The sequence below is a fragment of the Arthrobacter sp. zg-Y238 genome (assembly GCF_024385525.1).
Classification (GTDB): Bacteria; Actinomycetota; Actinomycetes; order Actinomycetales; family Micrococcaceae; genus Arthrobacter_B; species Arthrobacter_B jinronghuae.
In genome coordinates, this window is the sequence record NZ_JANFLU010000011.1 from 398,374 (window position 1) to 416,379 (window position 18,006).

Here is an 18,006-nt window from a genome sequence, read left to right on the forward strand (position 1 = left end):
CCCATGAGAATCTCCGAATCCTACGACCAGGCCATGCGAGCCGGCAGCATGAACGGCAGCCACGCTCCGCAGTGCGATGCGCACTGCGTGGGGATAGTGATTGCGGTTCCGGAGCCGATGGCGGCCGAGCTGAAGGCGGCACGGGCGTCCTTCGGGGATCCCATGGCGGCGCTGATCCCGGCGCACATCACCCTGGTCACCACCACGGAAACGGATGACTGGGAAGCGACGTTGAAGCATGTGCGCAAAGTCGCAGCGGCGCAGGAGCCGTTCCGGGTGACGTTGGAGGGGACCGCCACCTTCCGGCCGGTTTCGCCGGTGGTCTTCCTGAACGTCGACGAGGGCTTTGACGAGTGCACGGCGCTGCACAAGGAGCTCCAGAGCGGCCCGCTGGCCCGGGACCTGGCCTTCCCCTTCCACCCGCACGTTACGGTGGCGCACGATGTCAGCGAGCAGAGCATGGACGAAGCCGTTCGCCGGCTGGGCAGCTATTCCGCAGGTTTTACGGTGGATTGCGTGGGCCTTTACGAGCACGATGCCACCGGCCTGTGGAAGCTGCAGGAGCACGTCAGGCTCGGATCCGGGAAGCAGCCGGACTAGGACTCCCCGCCCAGGTCCAGATAGGTGCCGGCCCAGGCGGCAATGATTGCCGCGGCGCGGGTTGTCTGGGCCCGGTCCACCATCAGGTGGTCGCTGCCTTCGAGCGAAATGAAATTCCGGGGATGCCGAGCCGTCCGGAAGATCTCGCTAGCGTTGTCTATGCCCACGGTGTTGTCGGTGGGGGAGTGCATCACCAGCAGGGGCAGGTGCAGCTCCTTGATGCTGTCCGTGAGGTCATGACTGCGCAGGTCCTCAATCAGGTGGCGGCGGATTTCCAGTTCCCCGCCGCCCAGATCTACGGCTGCCGATCCCTGTTCGTGAATCCGGTCCAGCTCCGATTCGAAGAGGTGGACGACGTGTGAGGGGCGGAAGGGCGCCGCGATGGTCACCACGGCGTCCAGCCCGGGAACCTGTGAAGCGGCTGCCAGGACGGCGGCGCCGCCGAGCGAATGGCCCACCAGCAGGGAGACCGGGCGGCCGGTATCCGCCATGAAGGCGCACGCACTGAGCACGTCTGCCACCTTGGTGCTGAAACTGCCGTCTTCCCACCTGCCGGTGGAACTGCCCAGCCCCGCGGCGTCGTAGCGGAGCACACCGATGCCGTGGCCGGCCAGGGCCTTGGAAATCCGAGAGGCTGCGGCGCTGTTCTTTCCCAGCGTGAAGCCGTGGCAAAAGACCGCCCAGGCGCGGGCGCCGCCGTCGGGGATATCGACGGTTCCCGAGAGGGTGGTCCCGTTGACGCCGGAAAAGGACACAGATTCAAACGAAGGCATGGAGCAACTCTATCGAGTATGCAAAAGGCGCCGGTAAGCGGTGAAATCCGCTTACCGGCGCCTTGCGCAGGAACTGCTTAGAGGGAGCGGGCCAGGATGGCCTGCTTGACCTCTGAAATGGCCTTGGTGACCTGGATGCCGCGGGGGCAGGCTTCCGAGCAGTTGAAGGTGGTGCGGCAGCGCCACACGCCTTCCTTGTCGTTCAGGATCTCCAGGCGCATGTCTCCGGCGTCGTCACGCGAATCGAAGATGAAGCGGTGCGCATTGACGATGGCCGCCGGGCCGAAGTACTGGCCGTCGGTCCAGAAGACGGGGCAGGAGGACGTGCAAGCGGCGCAGAGGATGCACTTGGTGGTGTCGTCGAAGCGCTCACGGTCCTCGGCGGACTGCAGGCGTTCCTTCGTGGGTTCGTGGCCCTTGGTGACCAGGAACGGCATGATCTCGCGGTAGGACTGGAAGAACGGCTCCATGTCCACGATCAGGTCCTTTTCCACCGGCAGGCCCTTGATGGGCTCGACGAGGATGGGCTTGGACGTGTCCAGGTCCTTCAGCAGGGTCTTGCAGGCCAGGCGGTTGCGGCCGTTGATGCGCATGGCATCGGAGCCGCAGACGCCGTGGGCACAGGAACGGCGGAACGAAACCGAGCCGTCGTGCTCCCACTTGACCTTGTGCAGCGCATCCAGCACGCGGTCCGTGCCGTACATGGTCAGCTTCCACTCATCCCAGTAGGCTTCGTCGGAAACCTCGGGGTTGTAGCGACGGACCTTCAGGGTGATCTCGAACGAGGGGATCTCTCCGCCGATTGACTCGGGGAGCTCTACCTTTGAGGCCGGCTCGGCGATTTCGGTTGTCATTAGTACTTCCTCACCATCGGCTCGTAGCGCGTGAAAATGACCGGCTTGGTGTCCAACCGGATGCCGGCGGTGTGCTCGGTATTCTCGGCTTCGTCAACCTTGTAGGCCATCGAATGCTTCATGAAGTTCTCGTCATCGCGCTCCGGGAAGTCCTCGCGGAAGTGTCCGCCGCGGGATTCGGTGCGGTGCAGGGCGGCAACGCTCATGACCTTTGCCAGTTCCAGGAGGAAGCCAAGCTCCACGGCCTCGAGGAGGTCGAGGTTGAAGCGCTTGCCCTTATCCTGGACGCTGATTTTCTGGTACCGCTCCTCGAAGGAGGCGATGTCCGCCAGAACCTGCTGGATGGTTTCCGCGGTGCGGAACACCTGCATGTTCAGGTCCATGGTGTTCTGCAGGTCGCGGCGGATTTCGGAGACACGCTCGGTGCCTTCGGAGTTGCGCACGTGGTCCAGCAGGTTGACCGTGTCCAGCTCGGAGTTCTCCGGCAGGTCGACAAAGTCGGCGGTCAGGGCGTATTCGGCAGCGTAGATGCCGGCCCGCTTGCCGAAGACGTTGATGTCCAGCAGGGAGTTGGTGCCCAGCCGGTTGGAGCCGTGTACGGACACGCAGGCAACTTCGCCGGCCGCATACAGCCCGGGGATCACCGTGTCGTTGTCCTGGAGTACCTCGGCCTTGATGTTGGTGGGAATGCCGCCCATCACGTAGTGCGCCGTCGGGAACACCGGCACCGGTTCGGTGTAGGGCTCCACACCGAGGTAGGTGCGGGCGAACTCCGTGATGTCCGGAAGCTTCGCATCGATGTGCGCCGGTTCCAGGTGCGTCAGGTCCAGCAGGACGTAATCCTTGTTCGGGCCGCAGCCGCGTCCTTCGCGTACCTCGTTGGCCATGGAACGGGCCACGATGTCACGCGGCGCGAGGTCCTTGATGGTGGGGGCGTAGCGCTCCATGAAGCGTTCACCCTCGGAATTGCGGAGGATGGCGCCTTCGCCGCGTGCGGCTTCGGAGAGGAGGATCCCCAGCCCGGCCAGGCCGGTCGGGTGGAACTGGATGAACTCCATGTCTTCCAGGGGAATGCCGCGGCGGAACGCGATGCCCATGCCGTCACCGGTGAGGGTGTGTGCGTTGGACGTGGTCTTGTAGACCTTGCCGGCACCGCCGGAGGCGAACACGACGGACTTGGCCTGGAAGATGTGCAGCTCGCCGGTGGCGAGGTCATAGGAAATGACACCCGCAACCCGCTTCTGGCCGTCGGGGTCGACGACGGTGATGAGGTCCAGGACGTAGTACTCGTTGTAGAACTCAACGTTGTGCTTGACGCAGTTTTGGTAGAGCGTCTGCAGGATCATGTGGCCCGTGCGGTCTGCGGCGTAGCATGCACGGCGTACCGGTGCCTTGCCGTGGTCACGGGTGTGCCCGCCGAAGCGGCGCTGGTCGATGCGTCCTTCGGGCGTGCGGTTGAACGGCAGGCCCATCTTTTCCAGGTCCAGCACGGCGTCAATGGCTTCCTTGGCCATGACCTCGGCTGCATCCTGGTCCACCAGGTAGTCACCGCCCTTGACGGTGTCGAAGGTGTGCCATTCCCAGTTGTCTTCTTCGACGTTGGCCAGGGCCGCGCACATGCCGCCCTGTGCCGCACCGGTGTGGGAGCGGGTGGGGTACAGCTTGGTCAGTACCGCCGTACGGGCGCGCTGACCTGATTCGATGGCGGCACGCATACCGGCGCCGCCTGCGCCGACGATGACGACGTCGTACTTATGGACCTGCATAGCAGATGCTCTTTCTGTTGAAACTACTAGAAATTCGTGGGCGTACCCGTGGTTGTCCTGCGCCGGCCTTAGCTGGCGCCGCAGAACTCCTGGAGCGTCTCAGTCGAGGCGCCTGCAAGGCAGGGGTCAAAGGTGAAGATCACCAGGGTGCCGAGCACGATGATCACGAAGGTCGCGACATAGAGGACAGTCTTGAGCCACATGCGGGTGGCCTTCTTGTCTGCGTAGTCGTTGATGATGACGCGGACGCCGTTGGTGCCGTGAAGCATGGCCAGCCACAGCATGACCAGATCCCAGACCTGCCACAGCGGGCTTGCCCACTTGCCGGCAACGAAGCCGAAGTCAACGGCGTGGATGCCGTCGCCCAGGACCAGGTTCATAAACAGGTGCGTGAAGATCAGGACAACAAGGATCACGCCGGAGACGCGCATGAACAGCCACGCAAGCATTTCAAAGTTGCCGCGGCCCGAGGAGTTGCGCGTGTAGCGCGGGGCGATGCGTCCTGAACGGGGTGCTTCGAGGGCGTGCGCTTCGTTAGTAGATGTGCTCATTGGTTATTAACCCCCGAAGACGTTGGGCAGGTGGCGAATGGAGAAGCCGATAACCGTAACGGCCCACAGGGCAACAACGCCCCAGAGCATCTGGCGCTGGTACTTGGGCCCCTTCTTCCAGAAGTCGATCAGGACTACACGCAGGCCGTTGAAGGCATGGAACACAATCGCCGCAACGAGACCAAGCTCGCCGAGGCCCATAATCGGGTTCTTGTAGGATTCGATCACCACGTTGTAGGCCTCCGGCGAAACTCGCACCAAAGAGGTATCCAGAACATGGACCAAAAGGAAGAAGAAGATCGCCACGCCGGTGATACGGTGCACAACCCACGACCATTGGCCCTCACGGCCACGGTAGAGAGTGCCTGCTGGTAACTTCGACACTGAATTTTCCTCCCTGCATCGCAGCGGCGTTAGCGCGTGTTCCACGCAGTGATGACGCCGGTGCGACAGCGATATAAGCTCTACCATAATCTAGGCTGACGTGACCGGGGTTTCAATTTAGGTTCGCCTATGGTGTGACGCTGATTACATTGAATCGGCGCTGAAAAGGCTGTAGCGGGGCCGCTTCCTGAAGTTCGCCGGCAGGCTGGGCTAATCTTGGCTGTGATGAGTAACGAAAAGCCACAAGCCGCCCCTGCGTCCGCCGTTCTTGACCGTTTTTACGGGGTCATCCCGGCGGGCGGCGTCGGTACGCGCCTTTGGCCTCTTTCCCGGGCGGCCGCACCCAAGTTCCTGCACGACCTGACAGGGTCGGGCTCCACGCTGATCCGGGCCACCTACGAGCGCCTGAGCCCGCTCAGCGGAGACCGCGTCATGGTAGTGACCGGGGCCGTGCACCGGCAGGCCGTGCGGCAGCAGCTGCCCGAAATCTCCAATAAGAACCTGGTCCTGGAACTCGAGCCGAAGGATTCGGCCGCAGCGATCGGCCTTGCCGCGGCGATCCTTTACAAGCGGGATCCGCAGATCATCATGGGGTCCTTCGCCGCAGACCAGGTCATTGCTCCCGTGGAGGTCTTCCAGGCCGCCGTCCGGGAAGCCGTGCACACCGCAGCGCAGGGATATATCGTCACCATCGGCATCGAACCCACGCACCCGTCCACCGGTTTCGGTTATATCCGTGCCGGTGAGCAGCTGCGGGTTGCCGGCGCACCGAGCGCACGCTCCGTGGTCGAGTTCGTGGAGAAACCGTCCGCGGATGTTGCGCAGACGTACCTGGACAGCGGCAGCTACAGCTGGAACGCCGGCATGTTCGTGGCCCCGGTGGATCTGATGCTCAAGCACCTGGAAGCCAATGAGCCGGTGCTCTACGCCGGCCTGATGGAAATTGCGGACGCCTGGGACACCACCCGACGCCGCGAAGTGGTCCGCCGCGTCTGGCCCTCGCTGCCCAAGATTGCCATTGACTATGCCGTCGCTGAACCGGCGGCGGCAGCAGGTGACGTCGCAATGATCCCGGGTGCGTTCAGCTGGGATGATGTCGGCGACTTCGCCGCGATCGGCCGCCTGAACCCCGCAGCGGAAAACAGCAACCTGACGGTCATGGGCGAGGGTGCCCGCGTCTACTCCGAAAACGCCACCGGAATAGTCGTCTCCGATACCAAGCGTGTCATTGCGCTGATCGGGATTGAGGACGTCGTCATCGTGGACACTCCCGACGCCCTGCTGGTGACCACCAAGGAACACGCGCAGGAAGTCAAGAAGGCCGTGGAACACCTGAAGGCCAGCGGCGACACCGACGTCCTGTAGGCGGTCCGCCGAACACCGTCACGCGGCGTCGTTTCCGGTGCCGCACATTCCCGCTTTGGCTCCGGAATTGGCTAACCTTGAGGTTGTGCAGACTATCCCTTTGAGCAATTCGCCAATCCCCTCAATACGGGGGAGTGTGGCGCCGCTCATGGACGGATTGATTGAGTTCCGGCGGGACCTCCACTCGCATCCCGAGCTCTCGCATAAGGAATTCCGTACTACCGACCGCATTGTCGAAGCCCTGGAGCATGCGGGCCTGACACCCAAACGGCTCGAAAACACGGGCGTTGTGGTGGACATCGGCGAAGGTCCCGTCCGGCTGGCGGTCCGGGCGGATATCGATGCCCTTCCCGTGTTGGAGGAGACCGGGCTGCCGTACGCCTCGGAGAACACCGGCATAGCCCACGCCTGCGGCCATGACATCCACACCACGGTGATGCTTGGCGTAGCCAAGGTGCTTGCAGGGTTCGACGCCGCCGGTGAGCTGGGCGGACGGGTGCGCGTGATTTTCCAGCCGGCGGAAGAAGTGATGCCGGGCGGCGCCCTCTCGGTGATCGAGCAGGGGGCCCTGGACGGCGTGCCGCGCGTCCTGGCCCTGCACTGCGACCCCCGGGTGGACGTGGGGCAGGTCGGCACCCGCATCGGTGCGATTACCTCGGCGTCCGACACCATCCGGATCGAACTCAGCGGCCGCGGCGGGCATACCTCCCGCCCGCACCTGACCGAGGACCTGGTCTTCGCGCTGGCCGAGATCGCAGTCAGTGTTCCGGCCGTGCTCTCCCGCCGCATCGATGTGCGCAGCGGAGTTTCCGTGGTGTGGGGCCAGATGCACGCGGGTTCCGCGCCCAATGCCATTCCCGGACACGGATTCATGGCCGGCACCATGCGCTGCCTCGACGCCGAAGCCTGGCATGCCGCCGGGGAGCTGCTGGACAAGGTGGTGCGGGAAATCGCGGCGCCGTTCGGCGTCGACGTGCACCTGGAGCACATCCGCGGCGTTCCCCCGGTTATTAACGCCGACGCCGAGATCAGCCTGATCGAGGCGGCGGCCCGCGCCGAACTGGGCGAAGACGCCGTTGTGCTGGCCCCGCAGTCGATGGGCGGGGAGGACTTCGCCTGGATGACGCAGGCGGTGCCGGGCGCCCTGATGCGGCTCGGCACCCGCTCGCCCGGCGGGGAAACGTTCGATCTGCACCGTGGAGACTACAACCCGGATGAACGGGCAATCAGCTGCGGCGTAAGCGTGATGGCAGCCGCCGCCCTCCGCGCCGCACGGGGCCTGCGGCACTGACTGCGCATCGCCCGTTCCACCTCGTTGGGGCTGCGTAACCTGGCGACACAATCCGGCCGGCAAGCTGCGCAGGGAACCGGCCGGGACCATAGCAGTCCGGTCCCGGCCGGAAGTTCCCATTTGATAACAACATGTAAACAATGTTCCACCAGCACCGAATTTGGATTTGGTGTTGCCTCCGACACACTATGGTTATGTTGCTGCGGTCCAACGACGGACGGAGCGCTGCGCCACGCGCTGCACCTTTAAAGGGCACCGTTCGGCGAAAACCATTTCTTTTCTGGAGGAACATTGAAGAATTACCCGCGCAGCTTTAAGCGCAACGCAGGCGTCTCCGCCGCCATGCTCGGCGTCTCAGCTCTCCTGCTTTCCGGCTGCGGTGCTGCACCGGAAGAGGAAGAAGGCGGCTCCGAAGCAGCCAACAGCGACTTCACCGGCTGCATTGTCTCCGACGCCGGTGGCTGGGATGACCGCTCCTTCAACCAGTCCAGCTACGAAGGCCTGATGGCTGCGAAGGATTCGCTGGGCATCGAGACCCGCGACGCCGAGTCCCAGGCTCCCACCGACTTCACGAACAACGTTGACAGCATGGTCCAGGCCGGCTGCGACCTGACCGTGACCGTCGGCTTCCTGCTTTCCGACGCCACGAAGGCCGCCGCCGAAGCGAACCCCGACGTGAACTTCGCGATCGTCGATGACAACGCGATCGAGCTCGACAACGTCAAGCCGATCATCTACGACACGGCCCAGGCTGCCTTCCTTGCCGGCTACGTCGCTGCAGGCTCGTCCGAGACCGGCACCGTCGCTACCTACGGCGGCATGAACATCCCCACCGTGACCATCTTCATGGAGGGCTTCGCCCAGGGTGTTGAGTACTTCAACAAGGAGAACGGTGCCGACGTCAAGGTCCTCGGCGCAGACTCCTTCGTCGACAGCTTCGACAACCGTGCCGCAGGCAAGACCCTGACGCAGAACTTCATCAACGAAGGCGCCGACGTCATCATGCCCGTCGCCGGTCCGGTTGGCCTGGGCACCATGGAAGCAGTGGTCGAGGCCAACGAAGGCGGCAAGAACGTCCGCGCCGTCTGGGTTGACTCCGACGGATACGAGACAGCTGAAATCGGCAAGGAATTCATCCTGACCTCGGTCATGAAGCTGATGGGCGACGCAGTCGAGGATGTCATCACCGAGTCCGTTGATGACAACTTCAGCGCCGAGCCGTACGTGGGCACCCTGGAGAACGGCGGCGTTGACCTGGCGCCGTTCCACGACCAGGAGGCCAACGTCCCCGAAGACGTCAAGTCCGCCGTCGAGGACCTGAAGGCCAAGATCATCTCCGGTGAGATCACGATCGAAGCCGAGTCCAGCCCGAAGCAGTAGCAACGGGCGAACTGCCCTCAGACAACCGCCATGTCCCGCAGTAGAGACTGCTGGACATGGCGGTTTGTCTGTGCCGGACAGCCCTACCTCCCACACAGCACTTTTTAGAACAGATTGGTTGGGGTTTTGTGAAACTCGAGCTTCAAGGCATCACCAAGCGATTCGGTTCGCTGGTAGCCAATGACCACATCGACCTCGTGGTCGAGCCGGGGCAGGTACACAGCCTGCTCGGCGAGAACGGCGCCGGTAAATCGACGCTGATGAACGTCCTCTACGGCCTCTACGAGCCGACCGAGGGACAGATCCTCATCGACGGGCGGCCGGTAACCTTCAACGGCCCTTCGGACGCCATGGCCGCAGGCATCGGCATGGTGCACCAGCACTTCATGCTCGTACCGGTGTTTACTGTGGCCGAGAACGTGGCCTTGGGAAATGAAAAAACGCGGTTCGCCGGAATGCTGAACCTGGACGACACCCGCCGCCGGATCCGGGAGATCTCGGACCAGTACGGGTTCGACGTCGATCCCGACGCTCTGGTGGAAGACCTGCCCGTCGGCGTCCAGCAGCGCGTGGAAATCATCAAGGCACTGATCCGGGACGCAGAAGTCCTGATCCTCGACGAACCGACCGCCGTCCTTACCCCGCGTGAAACAGACGAACTGCTGGGCATCATGCGCCAGCTCACCAGTGACGGCAAGGGCGTCGTCTTCATCTCGCACAAGCTGCGCGAGGTCAAGGCCGTTTCCGACGTCATCACGGTAATCCGCCGCGGCAAGGTAGTCGGCTCCGCAGAGCCCAGCGCCGGCACCACCGAACTGGCAGCACTGATGGTGGGCCGTTCGGTCAGCCTGAGCCTGGACAAGGCTCCGGCCGTCCCGGGCGAAGAGACCTTCCGGGTGGAGAACCTCACGGTTCTCTCCGCGAGCGGCCAGCCGGTGGTTAACGGCCTGAGCTTCGGCATTGCCAAGGGTGAAATCCTGGCCGTCGCCGGTGTCCAGGGCAACGGCCAGACCGAGCTCACCGAAGCGGTCATGGGCCTGCAGGAACACGTGACCGGCTCCATCAAGCTGGACGGACGGGAACTCGTGGGCATGAAGACCCACAGGATCATCGACGCCGGCGTCGGCTTCGTACCCGAGGACCGCAACGTTGACGGACTGGTCGGCACCTTCTCTGTTGCCGAGAACCTGGTCCTCAACCGCTATGACGAGCCGCCGTTTGCGCGCGGCCTGTCGATGAAGCCTGCAGTGGTCGGCGCCAACGCCGAGGAAAAGATCACCGAGTTCGATATCCGTACCCAGACTGCGGCGACGCCGGCGGGCACACTGTCCGGCGGTAACCAGCAGAAGGTGGTTATGGCCAGGGAACTGTCCCGGCCGCTCTCACTGTTCATCGCCAGCCAGCCCACCCGCGGGGTGGACGTTGGTTCCATCGAATTCCTGCACCGGCGGATCATCGCCGAACGGGAAGCCGGCACGCCGGTGATGATCGTGTCCACCGAACTGGACGAGGTCCTCGAACTCGGGGACCGTATTGCCGTGCTGTACGGCGGCCGCCTGATGGGCATTGTGCCCGGCGGCACATCGCGGAACGTGCTGGGCCTGATGATGGCCGGCATGACCGCCGACGAGGCGCTGGCCCGAGAGGCCGCGCCCGAGGAAAACCAAATTATTGAGGGAGGGGCGCAGTGAGCCCGGAAAAGTCCACCACTGGTGGGCCAGCACCAGACCGCAAGACTTCGGCTGCCGATGAGGCACGCCTCGAAGTAGCTGCGGAAACCGCCGGAGGCCAGCTGGCGCCGCCCGCCGCCGCCGTCGGCAGTACCATCACCCCGGAGACGGACACCCGTCGCGGCGTCCTCGAGCGGATCGTGACCGGAAACGGTCTGGTATCCGTCCTCGCCGTCCTGATGGCCCTGATTGTGGGCGGGGTGCTGATCGCCCTGACCAACGAGGAAGCCACTGAGGCAGCCGGCTACCTGTTCAACCGTCCCGGCGATTTCTTCGCCGCTGCCTGGGATGCGGCGGCCGGAGCGTACTACTCGCTCTTCCAGGGTTCGATCATCAATCTGGAGGCCGAGACCTTCACCCGTGCGATCTACCCCCTCACCCAGACGCTGACCACCGCCACCCCGCTGATCTGCGCCGGCCTCGGCGTGGCGCTGGCGTTCCGTGCCGGCCTGTTCAACATCGGTGCGCAGGGGCAGATCATCATGGGTGCCACACTGGCGGCGTGGGTCGGGTTCACCTGGCAGCTGCCCGCAGTGCTGCACATCCTCCTGGTGATCATCGCCGGCCTGATCGGCGGAGCCATCTGGGCCGGTATTGCCGGCCTGCTGAAGGCCCGCACCGGTGCCCACGAGGTGATCGTCACGATCATGCTCAACTATGTGGCCATCCAACTGGTCGCGTTCCTGCTCTCCACTCCCGGTTTCCAGCGGGAGGGCAGCAACAACCCGATCAGCCCGCTGCTGGCTGACAGTGCCATGTTCCCCAAGCTGTTCGGCGCGGATTTCCGCCTGCACTGGGGCTTCATCCTGGCGATCGCGGCCACGGTCTTCGTATGGTGGCTGCTCAACCGTTCCACCATCGGCTTCGAACTGCGTGCCGTGGGTGCCAACCCCGACGCCGCCCGGAACGCCGGTATCAGCACCACGAAGGGCTACGTGGTGGTTATGCTCATCGCCGGCGCCCTGTCCGGCCTCGCCGGCGTGTCCCAGGTCTCCGGAACCGAGCGCGTTCTGACCACCGACGTGGCGGCCAGCTTCGGCTTTGACGCCATCACGGTGGCGCTGCTGGGCCGTTCGACGCCGTGGGGTACCTTCGCTGCCGGCCTCCTCTTCGGCGCTTTCCGCGCCGGGGGTGTCGCCATGCAGACCAACACCGGTACCAGCATCGACATTGTCCTGGTGGTCCAGTCCCTGATCGTGCTGTTCATTGCGGCCCCGCCGCTGGTGCGTTCGCTGTTCAGGATCCCGCCGCCCGGAGCCTTCCGCTCCACCCGCAAGCCCGCCGCAGCCGCCGGAGGAGCAGCATGAGCACCGCAACTACTACCCCCACCCCCGCGCTGACCCCGGCGCCCGCTGCCCTTGTGCGCAGCTGGAAGACACCGATCCTGCTTGGCGTGCTTGCCCTGCTGTCCCTGGTGTTCTTCGCTTTCGGGGCTCCGTCCACCGATGTCACCTTCCGGCTGACCGATCCCGGGGCAGCCATAACGCTGCCGGACCTGGTGTTCTCCGCCAAGGTCTTCGGCTGGGCAGGCGCAATCGTGCTCGTCCTGGCCGCTGCCTGGGCCTTTGTCCTGGTCCGTTCGGGGCGGCGCCTGCCGCTCTGGCTCCCGGTGATTTTCGGCGTCGTCTTCGTGGCGGCGTTCCTTTCCTGGTCCGTCGGCAGCGCCGGCACGCCCAACATTGCCCTCTACGGCCTGCTGGCCGGCAGCATCACCCTCGCCGTGCCGCTGATTTTCGGTTCACTCTCGGGTGTCCTGTGTGAACGCGTCGGCGTGGTCAACATCGCCATCGAGGGCCAGCTCCTCTTCGGCGCCTTTGCCGCAGCAGTGGCCGGCACCGTGTCCGGCAGTGCCTTCGTCGGTCTGCTGGCAGCAGCGGTTGCCGGCGTGCTCGTCTCCCTGGTGCTGGCCGTCTTCAGCATCAAGTACGTGGTCAATCAGGTCATCGTGGGCGTCGTGCTGAACGTGCTCGTGTCCGGCCTGACCGGCTTCCTCTTCTCCACCGTGCTCAGCGCGAACCCGGCCGAATTGAACTCGGCGCCGCGCCTGCCGAACATCCGGATTCCGTTCCTGGCAGACATCCCGATCATCGGACCGATCCTGTTCGATCAGTCGCTGATCGGCTACCTGATGTACTTCGCCGTTGCGGCGGTCTACTTCGGACTGTTCCACACCCGCTGGGGCCTGCGTACCCGTGCGGTGGGAGAACACCCGAAGGCGGCCGACACCCTGGGCGTCAACGTCAACCGGACCCGGTTCACCAACGTGCTGCTCGCCGGTGCCGTGGCCGGTGTCGGCGGTTCGTTCTTCACCCTCGTATCGGTCTCCAGCTTCGGCCAGGACATGACCGGCGGCCAGGGCTACATTGCCCTCGCAGCCCTCATCCTTGGCCGCTGGAACCCGCTCGGTGCCGCAGCCGCGGCCCTGCTGTTCGGCTTCGCTACGAACCTGCAGTACGTCCTGGGCCTGCTGGGTACCCCGGTGCCCAGCCAGTTCCTGTCGATGTTGCCCTACGTGGTGACGATCTTCGCGGTGGCCGGCGTCGTGGGCAAGTCCCGTGGCCCGGCTGCCAGCGGCGTGCCGTACATCAAGGGATAGCTCTCAGGGGGACCTGCTGCCGGGAAGCCGGCGGCAGGTCCCTCGTGGTTTCCGGTCCGACCGGACCGGAAACCCAATTGGAAGGAAGACATGACACAGACGACCCCCGGCCAGGTGGACTGGGACCAGCTCCTGGAAACCGCACGCGCGGCCCTGGCCCACGCCTACGTGCCCTACTCGAAATACCCGGTAGGTGCTGCGGCGCTTACCGACGACGGACGGATTGTTTCCGGCTGCAACATCGAAAACGCCTCCTACGGGCTGACGCTGTGCGCCGAATGCTCGATGATCAGCCAACTGCAGATGACCGGAGGCGGCCGCCTGGCTGCCTTTGCCTGCGTGGACGGATCCGGCAACGTACTGATGCCGTGCGGCCGCTGCCGTCAGCTGCTCTACGAATTCCGGGCACCGGGTATGCAGTTGATGACAGTAAGCGGCATTCGAAGCATGGACGAAGTCCTGCCGGATGCTTTTGGACCGCAGCACCTCGAAGGGCAGGACAAATAAACATGACCGCTGAAAAGTTCGACGCCGTAGACATCATCGGAATCAAGCGGGACCGGGGGACACTGACCCCGGAACAGATTGACTGGACCATCGACGCGTACACCCGCGGAGCGATCGCGGATGAGCAGATGGCCGCGCTGAACATGGCAATCCTGCTCAATGGCATGAGCCGGGCGGAAATTTCCCGCTGGACCACCGCCATGATCAATTCGGGGGAGCGGATGGACTTCTCCTCCCTCGGCAAGCCGACCTCGGACAAGCACTCGACCGGCGGCGTGGGAGACAAGATCACCCTCCCGCTGGCGCCTCTGGTGGCCGTTTTCGGTGTTGCCGTCCCGCAGCTCTCCGGCCGCGGGCTAGGCCACACCGGCGGCACTCTGGACAAGCTCGAAGCCATTCCGGGCTGGCAGGCGGCCCTGACCAATGATGCGCTGATGGCCCAGCTGCGCGACGTCGGCGCGGTTATCTGCGCTGCCGGTGCGGGTCTGGCCCCGGCCGACAAGAAGCTCTACTCGCTGCGTGACGTCACGGGAACGGTGGAAGCCATTCCGCTGATCGCTTCCTCGATCATGAGCAAGAAGATCGCCGAAGGCACCGGTTCGCTGGTGCTCGACGTCAAGGTCGGAAGTGGCGCGTTCATGAAGGACGAGGCCCGCGCCCGCGAACTGGCCGAGACCATGGTGGCCCTGGGCAAGGACGCCGGCGTGAACACGGTGGCCCTGCTGACCGACATGTCCACCCCGCTGGGCCTGACTGCCGGGAACGCCATCGAGGTACAGGAGTCCGTGGAGGTACTCGCCGGCGGCGGACCCCAGGACGTCGTAGAGCTCACCCTGGCCCTGGCCCGCGAAATGCTCACGGCAGCCGGGCAGCCCGACGCCGACCCCGAAGCAGCACTGAAGGACGGCCGCGCAATGGACGTCTGGCGCCGGATGATCTCCGCGCAGGGCGGCGACCCGGATGCTGCGCTTCCCGTGGCCCGCGAGTCCGAAACCATCTACGCGCCCGCCGACGGCGTGCTGGTGGAACTCGATGCCCTCTCCGTAGGCGTTGCCGCTTGGCGCCTCGGTGCCGGCCGTGCCCGCAAGGAAGACGCGGTCCAGGCCGGTGCCGGCGTCGTGATGCATGCCAAGCCGGGCGCCACCGTCCGGGCCGGCGAGCCGCTGATGACGCTGCTCACCGACACCCCCGAAAAGTTCGACCGTGCCCGCGAGGCACTGGCCGACGCCGTCGTCGTAGCTCCCGAGGGGTCGCGTCCGGCACGGAAGCTGATCATCGACCGGATCAGCTAGGGCCTCGCTTCTTCCGGGGCCCGGGGGCGCCGGGGTGCCGGGCCCTGCGGGCCATACGGGCCCCGGAACGGCGGCAACGAAATTTCCTTGCTCGCAGAGCTCGCAGGAAATATTAAAGCCGCCTTCCTCCGGGGCCCTCCGCGGCCCTTCGGGTCCGGCGCGCCGGTCCAGCCCTCCGCGGCCCTCCGGGTCCGGCGGGACCGGTGCCCCTGGTGGGGGTGCCTCCGCCGGGGAGCGCCGGACATCCAGGACCGCTTGACGGATGGCGCGTCGCCCAGAGGGTCGCCGCAGGCATCGGTCTCTGCGTGGCATGCTTGTAAGGGACCTAGGTAGCTAACTCAAGGAGCGGCAGCTGTTGGACGTTCTCAGTGCCACAGTGGACGGCATAAACAACTTCATCCTCTCCACAGCGGGTTCGCCGTGGGTCTACATCGGGCTCCTGGCCTGCTGCCTGATCGACGGCTTCTTCCCGCCGGTGCCCAGCGAGTCCCTGGTGGTCGCACTGGCATCGCTGGCGCTCAGCGGCGCCGGCGTGAATATCTGGCTGCTCATTCCCGCAGCAGCCCTGGGTGCCTTCCTGGGCGACAATCTCGCCTATCTGCTGGGCCGCTGGATCGGGACCGAAAGGTTCCGCTGGATGCGCACGCCGAAGATGCGCCGTTCCTTCGCCTGGGCCCGCCATGAACTCGACAAACGCTCCATGTCGCTGATCCTCGTGGCCCGGTTCATCCCCGTTGGCCGCGTGGTAGTCAACCTCACCGCCGGCGCCACAGGGTTCCCTCGACGCCGGTTTATCTCCCTGACCGCGATCTCCGGGATTGTCTGGGCTGCCTACAGCGTGGCTATCGGCGCGATAGCCGGTGCCTGGTTCAACGAGCACCACCTGCTCGGCGTGGTGGTGGGTGTAACCGGCGCCCTCGTCCTGGGCCTGGTCATTGACCGCATCATCACCCTGGTCCGGGGCCCCGCAGCGGGGGCAGTACCCGTGGCAGCGGACGACATGCCGAACGCCGACGACGACGCGAGCACGCAGAAGGCCGCCTGAAACACCGTAGAGTTGCTGTGTGACTGAGCCTACAAACCTCCCCGCATCCTCTTCCCTCGACGTGCGCAGCCTGCCGAAGGTATCGCTGCACGACCACCTTGACGGCGGCCTCCGTCCGGCCACCATCATTGAGCTGGCCGCCGCCGTCGGCCATACCCTGCCGAGCACCGACCCCGCCGCACTGGGGGAGTGGTTCCGCGATTCGGCGGACTCCGGATCCCTGGAGCGCTACCTCGAAACCTTCGACCACACCATCGCCGTCATGCAGACGCGCGAGGGCCTGGTGCGGGTGGCCCGCGAATTCGTCGAAGACCTGGCAGCTGACGGCGTGGTCTACGCGGAAGTCCGCTGGGCTCCGGAACAGCATGTGCAGGCGGGCTTGAGCCTGGACGAAGCCGTGGAAGCAGTGCAGGCAGGCATCGAAGAAGGCGTTGCGAACGCGGAAGCCGCAGGCAGCTTCATCCAGGTGGGACAGCTGATCAGCGCCATGCGGCACGCAGACCGCGCCATGGAGATCGCCGAGCTTGCCGTGCGGCACCGCGATTCCGGGGCCGTGGGCTTCGATATCGCCGGCCCGGAAGACGGCTTCCTGCCGTCGCGGTTCAAGGACGCGTTCACCTATCTGGCCGAAAACCAGTTCCCGGCCACTGTGCATGCCGGAGAAGCAGCCGGAATCGAGAGCATTGTGGATGCCCTGGTCCACGGCCGGGCGCTGCGGCTGGGCCACGGCGTGCGGATCGCCGAGGACATCGACGTCGAATTCGAGGACAACGGTGCGCCGGACGAACCCGAAGTGGGCATCGTGAGCATGGGCCGGGTGGCGAACTGGGTCCGGGACCGCGGTATCGCCCTGGAAGTGTGCCCGTCCTCGAACCTGCAGACCGGTGCCGTTGCCTCCTTCGGTGAGGACATCGAGACCCACCCGATCGACCTGCTTTACCAGACAGGCTTCGCCGTCACCGTCAACACGGACAACCGGCTGATGAGCTCGGTGACGCTCACCGGCGAGTTCGAGCTCCTGATGGACACCTTCGACTATGACCTCGACGATGTCCTGGAACTGACGATGAACGCCGTCAACGCCGCGTTCCTGCCGCTGGACGAGCGTGCTGCGCTTTCGGCCTATGTCACCGAGGGGTTCAACCGCGCCCGTGGCTGAAATCCCCCTTCCCGATGACCTCGGTGAGCGGTTCACCCGCCTTACCGAGGTCATCGGTGCCCTCCGCGAGCGTTGCCCCTGGACCAGGGCATTGACCCACGAGTCCCTGCTCGAGTACCTCGTGGAGGAAACATATGAGCTCGTTGAAGCGGTGGAGGGCGGAACGGCCGGTCCCGGGCGCGCTGCGGAGCTGCGCGCCGAACTCGGCGACGTCCTGCTGCAGGTGCTGCTTCATGCCCGCCTGCAGCAGGAAGCCGGTAGCTTCACAGTGGCGGACGTGATTGATTCCCTTACTGCGAAGATGATCCGCCGGAACCCGCATGTGTTCCGCCCCGACGGCAGCCTCCGGGAATCCAGCGAAGAGTCCGGTATCGCGGCGATTGAACAGGCTTGGGACGAAGCGAAGAAGGCCGAGACGCCCTCCCGGATCTCGCCGTTCGAGGGAATTCCCGCAGGCCTGCCGGCGCTGCTCCTGGCCGCCAAGACCCTGTCGCGTGCCAGCCGCGCCGGACGGCGGCTGCCTCCGACACAGCCCTCGAATGTGGAATTTGCAGATGAAAACGAGCTCGGTGACGTGCTGTTTTCACTGGTCCGCCGTGCCTCGGAACAGGGGCTCGACGCCGAAACGGCCCTGCGGGCGGCGGTCCGCCGGTACACGGACGAAGACGCAGGCACCTGATTTCGACGCCGCCTACCCTGCGCCGAAGAGATCA

The 18,006-nt window shown here is 65.0% G+C and carries 17 protein-coding genes; 12 read left to right on the forward strand and 5 right to left on the reverse strand.

What is annotated here, in order from left to right; genetic code table 11:
* Positions 1 to 3 precede the first annotated feature (3 nt).
* On the forward strand, positions 4 to 600 hold the full coding sequence (locus tag NNX38_RS13620) for a 2'-5' RNA ligase family protein (protein WP_370646451.1): 597 nt from the start codon (positions 4 to 6) through the stop codon (positions 598 to 600).
* Here NNX38_RS13620 and NNX38_RS13625 read toward each other — a convergent pair.
* From NNX38_RS13625 to sdhC, 5 genes are all read right to left on the reverse strand, one after another.
* A complete protein-coding gene (locus NNX38_RS13625; RefSeq protein ID WP_255798492.1) occupies positions 597 to 1,373 on the reverse strand; it encodes a S9 family peptidase in 777 nt (258 codons plus the stop codon). The genes NNX38_RS13620 and NNX38_RS13625 overlap by 4 nt on opposite strands.
* Before the next feature lie 77 nt (positions 1,374 to 1,450).
* Positions 1,451 to 2,227, reverse strand: a complete 777-nt coding sequence (locus NNX38_RS13630; RefSeq protein WP_227914227.1) for a succinate dehydrogenase iron-sulfur subunit — start codon at positions 2,225 to 2,227, stop codon at positions 1,451 to 1,453.
* The gene (sdhA, locus tag NNX38_RS13635; RefSeq protein WP_255798493.1) at positions 2,227 to 3,993 is read right to left on the reverse strand and encodes a succinate dehydrogenase flavoprotein subunit; all 1,767 of its coding nucleotides are present in this window, start codon (positions 3,991 to 3,993) and stop codon (positions 2,227 to 2,229) included. Before sdhA ends, NNX38_RS13630 begins: the two co-directional genes overlap by 1 nt.
* A gap of 68 nt (positions 3,994 to 4,061) precedes the next feature.
* Positions 4,062 to 4,544: a succinate dehydrogenase hydrophobic membrane anchor subunit gene (locus tag NNX38_RS13640; RefSeq protein ID WP_255798494.1), complete on the reverse strand. Its 483-nt coding sequence runs from the start codon at positions 4,542 to 4,544 to the stop codon at positions 4,062 to 4,064.
* A gap of 6 nt (positions 4,545 to 4,550) precedes the next feature.
* Entirely contained in the window at positions 4,551 to 4,928 is a 378-nt protein-coding gene (gene sdhC / locus NNX38_RS13645) for a succinate dehydrogenase, cytochrome b556 subunit (RefSeq protein WP_146363726.1), read from the reverse strand.
* A 225-nt stretch (positions 4,929 to 5,153) separates the two neighbouring features.
* Here sdhC and NNX38_RS13650 point away from each other — a divergent pair, with 225 nt between their 5' ends.
* The 11 genes from NNX38_RS13650 (at position 5,154) to NNX38_RS13700 (ending at position 17,972) form a co-directional block, all read left to right on the forward strand.
* Positions 5,154 to 6,293: a mannose-1-phosphate guanylyltransferase gene (locus tag NNX38_RS13650; RefSeq protein WP_255798495.1), complete on the forward strand. Its 1,140-nt coding sequence runs from the start codon at positions 5,154 to 5,156 to the stop codon at positions 6,291 to 6,293.
* Between the two features lie 148 nt (positions 6,294 to 6,441).
* Positions 6,442 to 7,584 (forward strand): amidohydrolase, encoded by a 1,143-nt coding sequence (locus NNX38_RS13655; RefSeq protein WP_255798496.1) that lies wholly within the window; start codon positions 6,442 to 6,444, stop codon positions 7,582 to 7,584.
* A 291-nt stretch (positions 7,585 to 7,875) separates the two neighbouring features.
* Complete coding sequence (locus NNX38_RS13660) at positions 7,876 to 8,964, forward strand: BMP family protein (RefSeq protein ID WP_370646452.1); 1,089 nt, start codon at positions 7,876 to 7,878, stop codon at positions 8,962 to 8,964.
* Positions 8,965 to 9,092: 128 nt separating this feature from the next.
* Positions 9,093 to 10,655 (forward strand): ABC transporter ATP-binding protein, encoded by a 1,563-nt coding sequence (locus tag NNX38_RS13665; RefSeq protein ID WP_255798497.1) that lies wholly within the window; start codon positions 9,093 to 9,095, stop codon positions 10,653 to 10,655.
* Positions 10,652 to 12,001 carry an ABC transporter permease gene (locus NNX38_RS13670; protein WP_370646453.1) on the forward strand — a complete coding sequence of 450 codons (1,350 nt, stop codon included), beginning with the start codon at positions 10,652 to 10,654 and terminating at the stop codon, positions 11,999 to 12,001. The genes NNX38_RS13665 and NNX38_RS13670 overlap by 4 nt, the downstream gene beginning before the upstream one ends.
* Positions 11,998 to 13,290 carry an ABC transporter permease gene (locus tag NNX38_RS13675; RefSeq protein WP_255798498.1) on the forward strand — a complete coding sequence of 431 codons (1,293 nt, stop codon included), beginning with the start codon at positions 11,998 to 12,000 and terminating at the stop codon, positions 13,288 to 13,290. Before NNX38_RS13670 ends, NNX38_RS13675 begins: the two co-directional genes overlap by 4 nt.
* A 90-nt stretch (positions 13,291 to 13,380) precedes the next feature.
* Positions 13,381 to 13,797, forward strand: a complete 417-nt coding sequence (locus tag NNX38_RS13680; protein ID WP_229952503.1) for a cytidine deaminase — start codon at positions 13,381 to 13,383, stop codon at positions 13,795 to 13,797.
* A gap of 2 nt (positions 13,798 to 13,799) precedes the next feature.
* Entirely contained in the window at positions 13,800 to 15,089 is a 1,290-nt protein-coding gene (locus tag NNX38_RS13685; protein ID WP_255798499.1) for a thymidine phosphorylase, read from the forward strand.
* Between the two features lie 376 nt (positions 15,090 to 15,465).
* Complete coding sequence (locus tag NNX38_RS13690; RefSeq protein ID WP_255798658.1) at positions 15,466 to 16,134, forward strand: DedA family protein; 669 nt, start codon at positions 15,466 to 15,468, stop codon at positions 16,132 to 16,134.
* A 19-nt stretch (positions 16,135 to 16,153) separates the two neighbouring features.
* The gene (locus NNX38_RS13695; RefSeq protein ID WP_255798500.1) at positions 16,154 to 17,293 is read left to right on the forward strand and encodes an adenosine deaminase; all 1,140 of its coding nucleotides are present in this window, start codon (positions 16,154 to 16,156) and stop codon (positions 17,291 to 17,293) included.
* Positions 17,286 to 17,972: a MazG nucleotide pyrophosphohydrolase domain-containing protein gene (locus tag NNX38_RS13700; protein WP_255798501.1), complete on the forward strand. Its 687-nt coding sequence runs from the start codon at positions 17,286 to 17,288 to the stop codon at positions 17,970 to 17,972. Before NNX38_RS13695 ends, NNX38_RS13700 begins: the two co-directional genes overlap by 8 nt.
* The last annotated feature ends 34 nt before the right edge of the window (positions 17,973 to 18,006 follow it).